Source organism: Paraburkholderia fungorum, from assembly GCF_046027215.1.
Taxonomy (GTDB): domain Bacteria; phylum Pseudomonadota; class Gammaproteobacteria; order Burkholderiales; family Burkholderiaceae; genus Paraburkholderia; species Paraburkholderia fungorum_D.
In genome coordinates this window covers 683,398-696,438 of sequence record NZ_JAQQEN010000003.1, presented here as the reverse complement: position 1 = coordinate 696,438, position 13,041 = coordinate 683,398, and the positions used below count along the sequence as shown (strand labels likewise).

General features: G+C 57.4%; 13 protein-coding genes and 6 pseudogenes. 9 read left to right on the top strand and 10 right to left on the bottom strand.

Annotated elements, in window-relative coordinates:
* Window positions 1–23 precede the first annotated feature (23 nt).
* Window positions 24–371, bottom strand: coding sequence for an IS66 family insertion sequence element accessory protein TnpB (gene tnpB / locus PQR27_RS38995; protein ID WP_408528942.1), 348 nt, complete (start codon window positions 369–371; stop codon window positions 24–26).
* Window positions 365–778 carry an IS66 family insertion sequence element accessory protein TnpA gene (gene tnpA / locus PQR27_RS38990; protein WP_408528941.1) on the bottom strand — a complete coding sequence of 138 codons (414 nt, stop codon included), beginning with the start codon at window positions 776–778 and terminating at the stop codon, window positions 365–367. The genes tnpB and tnpA overlap by 7 nt, the downstream gene beginning before the upstream one ends.
* Before the next feature lie 78 nt (window positions 779–856).
* On the opposite strand from tnpA, the pseudogene PQR27_RS38985 reads away from it, so the two are divergent.
* The 3 genes and pseudogenes from PQR27_RS38985 to PQR27_RS38975 all read left to right on the top strand — a co-directional run.
* Window positions 857–1,579 (top strand): annotated as a pseudogene (locus tag PQR27_RS38985) (IS5 family transposase); the annotation flags it as partial.
* Window positions 1,580–1,759: 180 nt separating this feature from the next.
* A complete protein-coding gene (locus PQR27_RS38980; RefSeq protein WP_408528940.1) occupies window positions 1,760–2,593 on the top strand; it encodes a methyl-accepting chemotaxis protein in 834 nt (277 codons plus the stop codon).
* Window positions 2,594–3,398: 805 nt separating this feature from the next.
* Window positions 3,399–3,734 carry a DUF4148 domain-containing protein gene (locus tag PQR27_RS38975; RefSeq protein ID WP_408528939.1) on the top strand — a complete coding sequence of 112 codons (336 nt, stop codon included), beginning with the start codon at window positions 3,399–3,401 and terminating at the stop codon, window positions 3,732–3,734.
* A gap of 206 nt (window positions 3,735–3,940) precedes the next feature.
* Here PQR27_RS38975 and PQR27_RS38970 read toward each other — a convergent pair.
* The 5 genes and pseudogenes from PQR27_RS38970 to PQR27_RS38950 form a co-directional block, all read right to left on the bottom strand.
* A pseudogene (locus PQR27_RS38970) lies at window positions 3,941–4,077 on the bottom strand (transposase domain-containing protein); the annotation flags it as partial.
* A gap of 173 nt (window positions 4,078–4,250) precedes the next feature.
* Window positions 4,251–4,664 (bottom strand): annotated as a pseudogene (locus PQR27_RS38965) (urocanate hydratase); the annotation flags it as partial.
* A 23-nt stretch (window positions 4,665–4,687) separates the two neighbouring features.
* A pseudogene (locus tag PQR27_RS38960) lies at window positions 4,688–5,623 on the bottom strand (IS1182 family transposase); the annotation flags it as partial.
* Window positions 5,624–5,817: 194 nt separating this feature from the next.
* Window positions 5,818–5,995, bottom strand: a pseudogene (locus tag PQR27_RS38955) (short-chain dehydrogenase); the annotation flags it as partial.
* Between the two features lie 8 nt (window positions 5,996–6,003).
* The gene (locus tag PQR27_RS38950) at window positions 6,004–6,576 is read right to left on the bottom strand and encodes a TetR/AcrR family transcriptional regulator (protein ID WP_408528938.1); all 573 of its coding nucleotides are present in this window, start codon (window positions 6,574–6,576) and stop codon (window positions 6,004–6,006) included.
* A gap of 157 nt (window positions 6,577–6,733) precedes the next feature.
* Here PQR27_RS38950 and PQR27_RS38945 point away from each other — a divergent pair, with 157 nt between their 5' ends.
* From PQR27_RS38945 to PQR27_RS38935, 3 genes and pseudogenes are all read left to right on the top strand, one after another.
* Window positions 6,734–7,168 (top strand): tautomerase family protein, encoded by a 435-nt coding sequence (locus PQR27_RS38945; protein ID WP_408528937.1) that lies wholly within the window; start codon window positions 6,734–6,736, stop codon window positions 7,166–7,168.
* 99 nt (window positions 7,169–7,267) lie between these two features.
* Window positions 7,268–8,032 carry an enoyl-CoA hydratase/isomerase family protein gene (locus PQR27_RS38940; protein ID WP_408528936.1) on the top strand — a complete coding sequence of 255 codons (765 nt, stop codon included), beginning with the start codon at window positions 7,268–7,270 and terminating at the stop codon, window positions 8,030–8,032.
* Between the two features lie 305 nt (window positions 8,033–8,337).
* Window positions 8,338–8,573: pseudogene (locus tag PQR27_RS38935) on the top strand (acetyl-CoA C-acyltransferase); the annotation flags it as partial.
* 43 nt (window positions 8,574–8,616) lie between these two features.
* Here PQR27_RS38935 and PQR27_RS38930 read toward each other — a convergent pair.
* Window positions 8,617–9,195 carry a TetR/AcrR family transcriptional regulator gene (locus tag PQR27_RS38930; RefSeq protein WP_408528935.1) on the bottom strand — a complete coding sequence of 193 codons (579 nt, stop codon included), beginning with the start codon at window positions 9,193–9,195 and terminating at the stop codon, window positions 8,617–8,619.
* Window positions 9,196–9,434: 239 nt separating this feature from the next.
* Between PQR27_RS38930 and PQR27_RS38925 the strand changes: the two genes are divergently transcribed.
* Window positions 9,435–9,725, top strand: a complete 291-nt coding sequence (locus PQR27_RS38925) for an alpha/beta hydrolase (protein ID WP_408528934.1) — start codon at window positions 9,435–9,437, stop codon at window positions 9,723–9,725.
* Window positions 9,726–10,278: 553 nt separating this feature from the next.
* Here the strand turns inward: PQR27_RS38925 and PQR27_RS38920 are convergent.
* Entirely contained in the window at window positions 10,279–10,557 is a 279-nt protein-coding gene (locus PQR27_RS38920) for a DUF302 domain-containing protein (RefSeq protein ID WP_408528933.1), read from the bottom strand.
* Here PQR27_RS38920 and PQR27_RS38915 point away from each other — a divergent pair.
* Together PQR27_RS38915 and PQR27_RS38910 are read left to right on the top strand one after the other, a co-directional pair.
* The gene (locus PQR27_RS38915; RefSeq protein ID WP_408528932.1) at window positions 10,519–11,421 is read left to right on the top strand and encodes an SDR family NAD(P)-dependent oxidoreductase; all 903 of its coding nucleotides are present in this window, start codon (window positions 10,519–10,521) and stop codon (window positions 11,419–11,421) included. The two genes, PQR27_RS38920 and PQR27_RS38915, sit on opposite strands and share 39 nt — an antisense overlap.
* The gene (locus tag PQR27_RS38910; RefSeq protein WP_408528931.1) at window positions 11,418–11,648 is read left to right on the top strand and encodes a helix-turn-helix domain-containing protein; all 231 of its coding nucleotides are present in this window, start codon (window positions 11,418–11,420) and stop codon (window positions 11,646–11,648) included. The genes PQR27_RS38915 and PQR27_RS38910 overlap by 4 nt, the downstream gene beginning before the upstream one ends.
* Before the next feature lie 433 nt (window positions 11,649–12,081).
* On the opposite strand, the gene PQR27_RS38905 is transcribed toward PQR27_RS38910, so the two are convergent.
* A complete protein-coding gene (locus PQR27_RS38905; RefSeq protein WP_408528930.1) occupies window positions 12,082–13,035 on the bottom strand; it encodes a LysR family transcriptional regulator in 954 nt (317 codons plus the stop codon).
* Window positions 13,036–13,041: the final 6 nt, after the last annotated feature.

Below are 13,041 nucleotides of genomic sequence, written 5' to 3'. Positions count from 1 at the left end.
ACTCTACGCAGGCGGCAGCAACGTCAGATCACGCGCGTCACCGCGACGGCGCGATGCGGCTCGCGCGCCGGGATCTCAATACCTTCGAGCCATGCGTTGAGTTCGGCGAGCGTGAAGCCGCGTTGCGCGAGCGCCAGCGGTGAGGGAAAGCGGCCCCTTTCAAGGCGCTTGTACCAGAGCGCGAAGCCGGTGCGATCCCAGTAAAGGCATTTGACTTTCGAGCGGTCCCGGCCGACGAACACGAACAGATTGCCCGAGACAGGGTTCTGGGCGAGCAACGGTTCGACCAGATACGACAGCCCGTCAATCGATTTGCGCATGTCGACCGGCTCACGGCAGATATACGCACGGACATCGGCTGCGATCAGCATCGACCACCACCGAGCTGTCCGAGCACGAAACGCACGATGCGTTCGGCGTGAGCACCAGTCAGTTCAATGCGAACACCGGCGAGCGACAACGTCACCCGATCACGTGAAGATGAAGAAGCATCCAGCGCCGGTGGCTGCGTCAGAGTGACCGGTGCGGCGTCCGGATGGGAAACGATAAATGCCGCGTCTGGCGTGACAGCAAGCGGATGCGCCTCTACACTTGCGTCGCCCGACAGCTTCTTGCGCCATAGTCCGAAGGTACTAACGGCGAGCCCCTGCTCACGACAGAAACGTCGAAGACCCAGTCCGCTTGTGGTCCATGCCATGACCATCTCGCGCCAGAATGCTTCGCCTTGCCGGGGGCGTCGTGCGCCCGTCGGTACGGCCTCTCCCGTTGCATCGTCCATCGCATTGCTCCGTCGTTACGATGGCAACAACCTTCGCACCGCACGTACGCGCGTTCAAGACGGGATGCGCTGACGGATACCTTCAACGAGACAGTCGAGACCGCGCGCGAGCGCGGATATCTTTCTGGGGAGCACTTTAGCGTCGACGGCACGTTGATTCAGGCATGGGCCGGGCACAAGAGCTTTGTGCCCAAGGCAAGTCCGGACAAAGACGACACGCCTCCAGACGAACCGCCCGCGCCGAATGACAACTGGCATGGACAGAAGCGCAGTAACGAGACGCACCAATCCACGACGGACGAGCAGGCGCGCCTGTTTCGTAAGAGCAAAGGAACCGGAGCGATGCTCTGTTATATGGGCCACGTGCTGACCGACAACCGGCACGGCCTGGTGGTCAACGCACAGGTGACGCTGGCGACGGGCACCGCCGAGCGCGACGCGGCCGAGCAGATGCTTGCTGATGCCGCGAGTGTTGCGTCGCGTGCCATCACGGTCGGCGCGGACAAGAACTACGACACCGCCGGCTTCGTCGGCAGTTGTCGCGCGAATCGTGTCACGCCGCATGTGGCGCAAAACGATGGGCGTCCAGGAGGCTCAGCAATTGACGAGCGAACTACGCGTTGGCCGGGTTACGCGGTCAGCCAGCAAAAACGTAAACGCATTGAGCAGGTGTTCGGATGGGGCAAGACAGTCGGACGAATTCGACAAGCGATGTATCGAGGACTTGAACGCGTAGACCAGCTCTTCGTGCTGACGCAGGTCGGCTACAACCTGACGCGTATGCGCACACTTGCCGGTTAAGGGGCAGGAAGCAATGGATAACATCGATATGGCGAACCCGCGAGCAACGTCGAATGCCCGCAAACGTGTTCCGCGTTTCAAAAGTGCGAACCCAGCATCCGTCGTAATGGATCTGGGCGCATCAACGACGGATATTTCAACGGCCTGCTAGAGGGCCAATTCGACCTGCGCCTTCCGCCCATGAAGCTGGAGGGAACCAGTAGTCGCACATTCAAGGACACGCTCAACGCAATCCACGATGCGATGCGGGAAATTACCCGGACAATCGACCAGATGGCTGCTTCATCGGACAACATCGCTGCGGAAAACCACGTCTTGTCGCAGGAGTTCGCCACACAAGCCGAAACGCTCAACTCGACTAACACTGCGATGGGGCAGATCGCGCAACGGGTCAGGCAAAGTGCGGAACATGCGGCATCGGCAAACAGTCTCGCGCGGAAAACGTCAACTGCGGCACAGCAAAGCGAACAAATCGTCAGCGAGGTGGTCGACAAGATGAGCGAGATCGATCAGGCCGTGCATCGGATGGGTGACATGATCGCGATGATCGAGAGCATAGCATTTCAGACTAACCTCCTCGCGCTCAACGCGTCGGTCGAAGCCGCGCGTGCGGGTAGCCAGGGGCGAGGTTTCTCGGTGGTGGCCGAGGAGGTGCGTACGCTCGCTCATCGGAGCGCGAGTGCTGCGCGTGAAATTAAAGGCCTGATTGGCGATTCTTTGAAGCGCGTCGAGCACGGCTCGACGCTCGCGACACGCGCCGGCACGGCCATGCGGCACGTTGTGGGCCATGTGGGAGACGTCGCCAGCCTGATCGAGCATATCAGCACGTCAACTGATGCTCAGAGCCGCGAAGTCGATCAGTTTAGTCATGGCATGGACAAGATGGACGCGATGCTGGAGCGCGATGTCCAGCACGTGAAGGGCGTCGCTTTGGCGTCGGCAAGCCTACGCGAGGAAGCACGGACATTGCGCGAGACGATCTCGATCTTCCTCGTCGAGCACGATGTGAAATAAGCCTATCAATGGTCATACGAAATTAATCAATGGATCGTCTCGGGCATTCATTCGTGCGTGCACCTGGACATCATGGTCCGGATTGCCGTGGCCGACGATCCGCCCGTAGGGAGTTCAGGTGGCGAAGTTTTGCTAACGGCTCAAAGTCGGCCCAATGCACTAAACGGCTGACGCGGTAGTGGGAGGGAAGCTGAGGTCAGCGCTAGGCGTTCGGACGTTTATCTGGTCGGTGCATGGCAGCACGCCAGTGGGGAAACACTTAACGGCGGTACTGGCGTAGTCAATGCGCAGGCTTCGGTGGGCTGGTACGGCTACCCGGGCACCAACACGCAGGAACTCATTAGCCTCGGACAGCGCCACAAGTTCTAATTTTTGTCTGCTGATAAGAAGAGCGCTATTGCGCTTTTCGCATGTTCTTTCGAAGCCCGTCGCGCGCGACTGGCTTTTCCTTATCCGTTTCCCGTGGCTGGCTGCGACCAGATCAACTGCGCAATCAGGACAGCCGCGCACTCTGGCTTGCGCTTATTTCAACTCGTTGTCGCCCTCGCAATAGGCTGTCGGTATCCCGAGGAAATCCACATTCGCCATCGCGCCTCCTGCCCAAGACTCCGGCCACAACAGTGACGCGCGCACATCAAGTCGGCCCGCCATCGGTCTTCATTCTGATGAGCTTTACCGTAAAAAAATGGAAAACTGCTTTTCCCGTAGACCTCTTAATTTTAAGCTTTTACTTACCTAAACTGTCGTCACTGGTTACGAACAGGGCTGTTCGTAGCAGAAAACCGAAACGTCGAGGTAAATCATCGTGAAGACCCTTATTCAAGCAGTTGCTATCACGCTAGCGCTTGTCGCACCGCTTACATCGTTTGCTCAGTCGAATGCGCCGAAAACCCGCGCTGAGGTGCGCGCCGAACTGGTCCAGCTCGAAAAGGCAGGATATAACCCGGGCGCCAGCAATGACGCAACCTATCCGGCTGAAATCCAGGCTGCTGAAGCACGCGTAGCCAAGCAAAACGAAACAGCCGTGAGCGTTGCTGACACCAGCGGCGTCGGCGGAACGGCCACTGGTTCATCAGCATCTGGCGCCAGTTGCTCGACTTCGTCCTGTGACGGCATGAAGCCGATCTATTTCGGTCAATAAATTATTCGACCCACATGCTGCGAATTGACCGCATAAGGCAAAGCAACGCCTCTCGAACGCGCAGCACCTACGGGAGGCAACCCGTGAGAGCCTGTTTTGAGGAAAGGACGGTGGTACGGGAACCTTAGGGATGCGCCGTAACGGTCCGCCCACGATTGTTAACGATAGCGTGTTTATATTAAACAGCTAAAGGCAGCGTGTTGAGTTCAGGCGGCGTCGACGTAGATCAGGTCGGCAACGACCCATGGCAGCAATTCGTCAACGCGGTTGATGGATGCTCAGCGATACGAGCGATAACGTGGCGTAGGTAGGCTTCGGAATCGAGGCCATTCCCTTCGGCTGTTTATGCCGTGCATCGAACTACGCGTTGCGGTTCTCGAGGCGATCCGCACAAAGCGGCAGCCCCAGCGTTGCATTGGGGTCAATGACAGAGAGTCACCACGCCAAAGCCGCTGCTCAATGCTTGGGTATGAACGAAGACAAACTGCAGCCTGGCGAGAGATGCTCATCGACGGGCATCCAACCGTACATCATCAAGCCCTTGCGGTCGAGTTCGTAGAAGTGTTTGCACGTCGCCCGATGCGGCACCAGATTCGAATTCACCGGCAACACGCGCGGTGCGTCCGCCTGCGTGCGGGACACACCGACCGGCTTGCCCGATTGAATCGGCAGCGTCTCGTCTTCGTTCAGGTCCTTCAATAAAGCGAGGGTCCGATCGAAGCAATCCCAGTTACTTGCGGCACGGCCAATGCCGCTGTATTCGACCAGCGCCGCGTGCGGATGCTCAACGACTTCCAGGTCCAGACTGTTCTGGACCATGCGGGACGCGGCTGCGGCGATTCAGGTCTTGCAGGTCTTTTTCGCGCTACGCGGTGCTCGGATCGTGTGGGTCGGGACCAGACGCGGGTCGATGCGTTTGGGGTTGTTCATATGAGCGTCCAGAAAATAAGCGCGTCCTTGCGTGCGGTTTTATCCCAGACCGGAACATGTGGTGCAATTTCCTGCTCTTCGATCATCCAGGCAAGCATCGCCGCTGAGCCATACGCGGTGTCGCCTGCAAGACGTCGAGGTTTGAGATCACGCCGCCGCTCGACGCGGTCAATCATCGTCCTGGTTGATTCCACCTCGTGCGACCGGTTCGGGGGCGTCGCCTCGACGTCCACGATGATCCCGGCCTGCAGGTCAATAAGATAATTAGTCGAGTAGGCTAAGAACGGCAAGCCGCCCTTCGCGCCTGTCCAGCTCGCGGCGGGATACGTCAGGGATATCTTCTTTGGAGGTGTCGATGTCTCTGCCTCCTCGGCGGCGTCTGTGCCGGCCGGGTTCGCTTTCTCCAATGCTTCCAGATATTCCCGCACCGCGCGGCTTTGTCCCTTGACGCACCCCCAATCGATAGGCCCAGTGCCCGGAACACCGCGTGCAGGGCTCGCATCGGCCCTGATGATGCTCGCGTCAATCGCGAAGCCTTCGCTCTTTACGAGCCCCTCGCTCATGCACCGACACAAGACCGACTCGAACACATGGCGTAGCACATCGCTATCGCTGAAGCGACCGTGGCGGTTCTTGGAGAATGTCGAGTGTTCGGGTACGGCGTCCTCCAGGCCCAGGCGGCAGAACCATCGATACGCCAGACTCAGATGCACCACTTCGCATAGCCTGCGCTCTGACCGAATGCCGAAACAGTGGCCGACGATCAACATGCGGATCATGAGATCCGGATCAATCGATGGCCGTCCCATCGGACTGTTGTACGGCGCGAGATGCCGGCGTAGATCACTCAGATCCAGGAAGTGATCGATGCCTCTCAACAGGTGCTCGCGAGGGACGTGATTATCGAGGTTGAACGAGTAGAAGAGTTTGTCCTGTCCGCTGCCCAGTTGACCCATCATGACGATTCACTCCCGTCGTTTGATGTCTTCCAGGATACTCAACATTCCGCATCAACGGCGACTTTTTCAACAGAATCCACGTGGGAGCGGTCAGTCGAATCCCCGGTTTCGAAGCGACACGAATTGCAAGGTTGCCCGTGAGCTTATGTTGCACAGGCGCTCACGCTCATAAGCTCACAATGAGCAGGAACGCCTTTCTGTTTGTAGCGTTCCGGAAAGAGTGTCCGGATGAACTCGGTGTCGATCGAGCCGTCGGTTACCGCATGTCCTACGCGAATGCATTCAGGACCCAGTTCGCGTGCCATGGCTTTGCGCCGAGGCTCTCAGGCCATGTTTGGCACCGGAGAGTGCAGAGAAGCCCTCGCGTATTCGGAACAGCGTCAACCCAATTGCGTCTTCAACTCATCCGCTGCCGACTTGAGTATCTCTCGGGATAGCGTTTCGTCGTTCACGGCACGAGCCATTGATAGGGCCCCGACCAATGTGGCAAGTGCTGAGATCGCTTTTGTTCTCTTCGATTTTTGTTTCTCGCTAGCGATCAATTTGGTAAGCAACGCGACATACAGGCCAACTTGCCGTGTATAGGCGGAGCGGGTGCGGTCGCTACTTCGGGCGACATCGCTAACCAATGTCGTGACGGCACAGCTTGAGGCTAAATTATCCCGATGCATCGTGCTGAGATAGCCGTCCACGAGTATTTTTAAGCTCGCTTGATCGCCATTTACCAACGTCTCGATGACCCGGCTACCATCGGAAAGCGCCTGCTCTACGCCTTCGGTCACCAACTCGTCACGGGAGGCAAAGTGCCGATAGAAACCCCCATGAGTCATACCTGCGTCTTTCATCAAATCGGCCACACCTATGCCGTCGATACCCGTCTCGCGGAAGCGGGCGGCAGCGACTTGCACAATGCGATCGTGGCTTTCCGCCTTGTCCTTCTGTGATTTGCCCATTCTAGGCTGCTGGATCGGTTAACTTGACAGCTAAGATTATATCCATCATCCTTCACTTTGAGGATGATGTTCGTCATCTACATGAGGATCAAATCCTTGCGTTTAGGTACAAACCTTGTACCCGTGCCATTCAATCTAAATCGTAAGGGAGCGTGCAATGCCTATGATCGACGTTTACGCAGCAGCGGATATCTTCCGGGTCGGCAGCGAACGCCAGCTCGGTGAGGAATTGACATTGGCGCTGCTTCGGGCCGAAGGGGTGGTCTCACCTGGACCTTTACATCTGAGCAACACAGGTTTCTACCTCCACCGCATGGATGCATCAACAGTCCAAACCGCGGCCAGCGCGAAATCCCGGACGGTCCGCATTCAGGTCATAACGCCTCCGGCAGTGCTGTCCCGTGAGGGCCAGAAGCAGCTGGTCAAGGATGCGACCGAAATCGTCACGCGTATTTCCGGTGATTCGAGCCAGGCGGCACGTACGTGGGTATTGTTGACAGAGGCGGCCGAAGGCGGATGGGGCATTGCAGGAACGGCCTTTGGACGTGAGGAATTTGCAGCGCTGGAGGCCAAAGCACGTGGGCTGAAATAGTCATCCTGGTAGCGACCATGCGTGCCGCTTCATGACTGAAGCCGGGCATTGGATTTGGTAGGCAGGGTTCACAAATTCAAGGGGAAACATGTGAGCACAATGAAGAACAAGTTGATCGTCGACAAAACCACCGAAGGGTATTGGAAGATCACCCTGGATAATCCGCCGATCAATCTGATCGACGACAGTGTTTATGACGATCTCTACGACCTGGTTGGCGAGATTGAGGCCGATGCAAATCTGAAGGTGGTCACCTTCGAGAGCGCCAATCCGGATTTCTTTATCGCGCACTATAGCTCCGCCGAGCCTCGTAGCCGTTTTGGGGTGCCACGCTGGATCGAGACTGCACAGCGGTTGGCGGCCAGTCATGTCTTGAGTATTGCCGTTATTCGCGGCAGAGTTCGTGGGGGCGGAAGCGAATTCGCTCTCGGTTGCGATATTCGATTCGGCAGTCGCGAGAAAGCGATATTCGGCCAACCTGAAGTCGGTACCGGGCTGATCCCGGGAGGCGGTGCCTTGCAGCGCCTCCCGCTTCTCGTCGGTCGTGCTCGCGCGCTGGAAATCGTCCTGGGCGGCGAGGATTTCGACGCAGAGACCGCCGAACGGTACGGTTGGATCAATCGTGCTATTCCTGACGCGGACCTTGACGACTTCGTCGCGAATTTTGTGAGACGTGTATGCTCGTTTGACAAGCGCGTGCTCGGAGTTTCAAAGTCAACCATCAACAATACTGGTCTGCCAAATCCCGTTAACTGCAAGAGACTCAAGATACATTCTTCCAGACATTCAAATGGGACGGTTTTGTGGCGCGACTACCCAAGCTCGTCAAGCGTGGCATTGGCCAACCAGGGGAATTTGAAATGAACCTTGGGAAAAATATTGGCGATCTCTGAGAGCGCTTTCTGAATCAACATCTCCATTGAGTCGAGGGTCGGGTACGGTAGCTCGTTATCGGATCGGGGCCGGCCTGGACACTCGACGAACATGGCCGTTGGAGCCGTTCCTGGCCAGGCGCGACGGCGTCGTCGATCATGATCCCAAAGCCGTCACGCTGATCTGTGGTCATTTCAGCATGGTTTTGCAACTGGCACGTCCAGTCTTGCGGGCGTTACCACGAGCCATGTCGCTACGCGCTGGAACAGAACCGGGATGTTCGCCGCTGGCCTTAGATCAACGAAGCGTTCGCCACCGTGTCCAGGGGCGTTGCGCGAGAACTCGGAATTGACCGGAGTTGATCAACGTCGAAGGTGGGGCGATTGCTCGCGGGCACGCAATGGGCGCTATCGGTGCGGTACTTGCGACACGTCTCGCACATTCCATGCGTCGCAATGGAATCAGGCACGGAATCGTAGCTTTGTGCCTCGGCGGTGGTCAGGGTATCGCGCTCGCAGTGGAATCGCCGTAAGCCGAGGTCATTGCGATGGCAATGCTCCAGCAGACCCTCGCATTCATGGCTGTTTCCAGATGTTTGCTGCGATCAAATTACGAACTGCTCCCAGGTAGTCCTCGGATTTCCGCCCGTTCGGGACGACGCGAGCGATACTCAACGCGCCGACCATCATTGCCAACACGGCCTTGGGAGACAAATCTGACCCGTCTGCCTGTATGGCTTGCGATGCAAGCTGCTCGAGCGCGGCGAGGCAATCGCTCATCGTTTGGCGCACGGGATCGGTCATTCGGGTCACCTCGGGGGCAAGTGCGGCGGCAAAGCACCCTCGATCCATGTGGTCGCGATGAAGTTGAGACAGATACACCTCCATCATCGCTCGGACCTTTTCCCCGGGGGGGGCTGCCTCGATCACCGCGGTTAGCCAGGATAGGGTCTCTTCGAAGGCAGCAAGGCAAGCCTCTACGACCAGATCTTCCTTCGATTGGAAATGCGCGTAGAAGCCTCCGTGCGTTAGACCGACGGTGCTCATCAAACTAGCGATGCCAACGGACTTAATTCCTTCCCCTCGAAAGCGCCTTGCTGCTGCCTCGACTATCTGTTGGCGTGTCTGATCCTTTCTGTGCGCGTCGTATCGCATCTCGCAACTCCCCTTCAAATTATCTTAACTTTGGCGAAGTGGTATTTGCCTCAGTTTATATGACGAATATCATATCACGGACTGATGATACACGCGGAGATCTCGATGCTTGAGATTGAACCAAATCCCGCGGACCTTTCCGCGGGATTTGTCCGCTTGTTCCTCCGCCACGAAACGGGCGGACGCAACGGAGCAGGAAAGAGCTCTGCTTACCGCCGGACGGCGCTGGGAGATAGATCATGATGGAGTCCCTCTCGTGGCCGGGAAGTGGGGGCGAGGGAAAGCCAGTGCTCCTCTGTCACGGCAGGGAAAGCAGGGCATCGCATCTAGGGGCGTTCATCCAGCCTCTAATCGCGGCAGGATTTTCGGTGATCGCATACGACGCCCCGGCCCACGGCGATTCGCCGGGAGGTACCGCTAGTGTCGTGTCGTTTGGCCGGGCTCTCATCTCCGTGGCGAACGAAATAGGGCCGCCGGAAGGGTTGGTAAGCCACTCTTTGGGCTCTTACCGGGGGCATCCATTGAGTTGACGTCCGGACTTGGTCATCGTTGTATTCTTCGAGATCCCGGCGTGGTCTCGCTTGTTGTAGCCTTTTTGGCTAAAGAGTTACTTGGGCACCAGATTAAATAGGTGCACGCGCTTTGAAATGGGTGATGGGCCAAGTTGCGCCGGCCACGTTGGCCGGTGGCGAAGAATGCAGAGTAATTCGGACGGTGCAGCGCTTCGCGAAATGGCGAACTAATCGCGAGGCGTGAAAATGCTCATTTCTCGCGGCGCAGCAACTGCTCCTGCCTCGGCATGCAGGGACGGCGGGCTGGCTACGAGCAGAATAGTAGCGCGAGAAAACGCCGTCGGCAATGCCGTCAAGCACGTGACACAGGCCGAAGTCGCCGCCCGCGAGCAATCTTGTGAGGCGATGGCATCCGACCAGAGACCCATCGCCGAGAAACGTGTTCGACAGCCGCTTTCCGCATGGGCGGCCATGGATCGTCGCAATAGGTTTGCTTATGAACTCGAACTCGGCCGCGCTGCCTGGCGTTGTGTAGTCGGTTCAGGAGCCACTTTCCCGCGTGCCTTGGCAATCACTCCGCCCTGTCTGCAACAGTCTGAATCAGCTTGCTCAACGACACATCTAGCCCGAGGCCTACCTTCGTTACTTCTTCATTGCCGAACTGCCCGAACAGCGTCGATGGTTGGTCGTACTCGAATGCAACCTGTCCATCCGCTGCTTCCCGAAGCAGAACTCTAAGTGGGGCATAGAGCGCTGCGGACAGAACATCTCGTGTCATCAGCGACGCCGTGAGAGGGTTGCCGATTTCGTATTGGATGGCCTTCCGCGCTTTCCCAGCAAAGGCGAGCAATCCGCCGTGATCCCGGCTAGTGAAGATCGACAGGGCGGGGAGAAGCTCGAGCGCCTGCTGCGTCTTTTCGAAATCCCCACTCTGCAAGTGACCAAGGAAGTGGAGATTCAAAGCCGGCGCAGCCTTCTCAAGGGCTCTTTTCGCGTCATCAAAGGTCCGCTGTACTTCTACAGTCACGTGCCGAACGGATATTTCGCGTTCGGTAATTTTCTGGTTGCTCAAGGCCCACCTCAGTTGAAGAAAGTTCTACGGCCGTTGAGCCGCTCGAATTTAAAGGGCCTTCAACGGCAGTACGTTGCCACACTCGGGCAAGGATCATATGATGCATGCCATATAATGGGCGATGAGGTCGTGCAGCCCATGGTGTTCAGCATACTCACTTCGGAATTTGTGAGCGTTCACGCTTTTCCGTGTTTGCGCCGCTTGGGACCACGGCTAGAATCGGCGGCGGCGATCATTCGAGAGACGCAAGCGTGCACGTTAAAAAACCTGTTCGACTTGAAGAGTCAGGTATCACTCGTTACGGAAGGATCGAGCGAACTCGGTTTGCAGATAGCAGAGGCAGTTGGGGAAATGGGGGCGCGGGTTGTCGTCGCTGCGCCAAACGCCGGCGAGCTGCAGCAGGCTGCAGCGCATCTGCAAACGCGCGGCATCGAAGCGATGACCGTCGTGAGTGATCTGCAGCATCCGAGCCAGGTCGCTCCGCTGGTCGACGAGGTGCTAAAAGCCTACAACCAGATTGAAATTCTCGTGAACAACGCAGGTGCGTCGCTGGAGATGCACGCTGGGGATGACCCGGACGACGCGTGGCACAAGGTCATGAACCTGAGCGTCAACAGCTCGTTCTTCGTTGTACCGGCATGAAACCCACGCAATACATACACCATCTGCGTATCGAGAAGGCGCAAGAGCTGCTTCAGTTCACCCGGCGCCCAATCGAGTGGGGCGCGCGGTCAGTCGGCTATAAGGATCATAACGCGTTAAGGCACGTATTCCGGCGCTTTATCGGCATGTCGCTGGGCCACTGCCGCGGCCTCGCCTCGGGCGACGAGGCCGCCTCGAACGAGGCGGATCAACTGAAATCACGCTGAATCCTGCATCCTATGTGGATGACGTATGGCGAAGGCCGTCAATAGTCTACCCATTGCACCAACCCCTGATTTTTTGAGGCCGTGTAAGGAGGGAGCAGATGATCTATCGCCGATTCGGGCGTCGATATGAATTTCGCACGGGTGAGGTGCGCTGAAGCCGTGCTTGCCGTAATAGTGGCGCCGTGCTGGATTGTCCTGTCCCTACGCGGTGTATTTTCGGCTTACTTTAAGTTTGATGCAGCCTCCTCAATCGGCTCGCGTGCTATGGCCGGCGGTCCCACCTGTGAGCTCGCCGGGGCGGCGTGATGCACAAGTTCTAAGCGGTGCGGGGGCGCTGCAAGCACCATGCTCGAAAGCCATGGCTGCCCGCGCAATCAAAAGTATAGCCAGACTTTTCAATGGCGGCACCAAAAGAACCCCAAGGACGCGCGATTTACCTTTGCTTTCCAGCAGAAGCACCGTACTCCTCGATCAACTGCGCGTCGCGCGCGATCACGGTGGGTATGAACTGACGCAAGAACTCTATCCAAGTCCGTATCCTCGCATCGGTATATCGTCGCGACGGATGCAACGCGTAGATGTTCATCCTTTGCAACGTATATTGGGGCAAAACTCGAACCAGACTTCCGTTCGCCAAGCCGACGAGCGCGGAATATACAGGCAACACGCCAATTCCCATGCTTGAACGTACCGCCGTCCCCATGGACTCTGTTGTGTTCAACTCTACCGAGCCGGACACTTTCATCGATTCGATACCTTTGTCACCTTCCAGCAACCACTCATATGCTGGAAACGCGGGAGTGTGCAAGATGAGACATTCGTGCTGCTCGAGTTGGCTTGGGCTGAGAGGCATACCACGGTCGCGCACGTAGTCGGGAGATGCGCACAACACGCTGAACGAGGAGCCGAGCAGGTGAGAAACAAGGTCGGAGTCCGGAAGCGCCGCGGAGGTTGCTACGATCGCGACATCGGTGCTCCCCTCGTAAAGCTCGGGGAGCCGTTGTGATAGCGTAAGCTCAACGGAGACATGGGGATATCGAGTCCGGTACTCTTTGACTGCCGGCACAATATAGTACTGACCAAATCCCACGAAGCTGTGAATGCGCAATTTCCCAGTGGGGCGCTGCTGCGCACCGCTTGCTTCCTCATCAGCTCTTTCGACATCCGCAAGAATTTGCTTGCATCTATCGAGATAAACCTCGCCCGCGGGTGTCAACGCAACCTTTCGGGTTGAACGATGGAACAACCGTGTACGCAATCTCACTTCGAGTTCGTTCACGGCTCTAGAGATGGCGCCGGGGCTCGTATTCAATATCTCGGCAGCGGCTGTAAACTTACCGCATTCAGCGACACGCACAAATACACGCATCTGATTGAACATGTCCATGCTGCT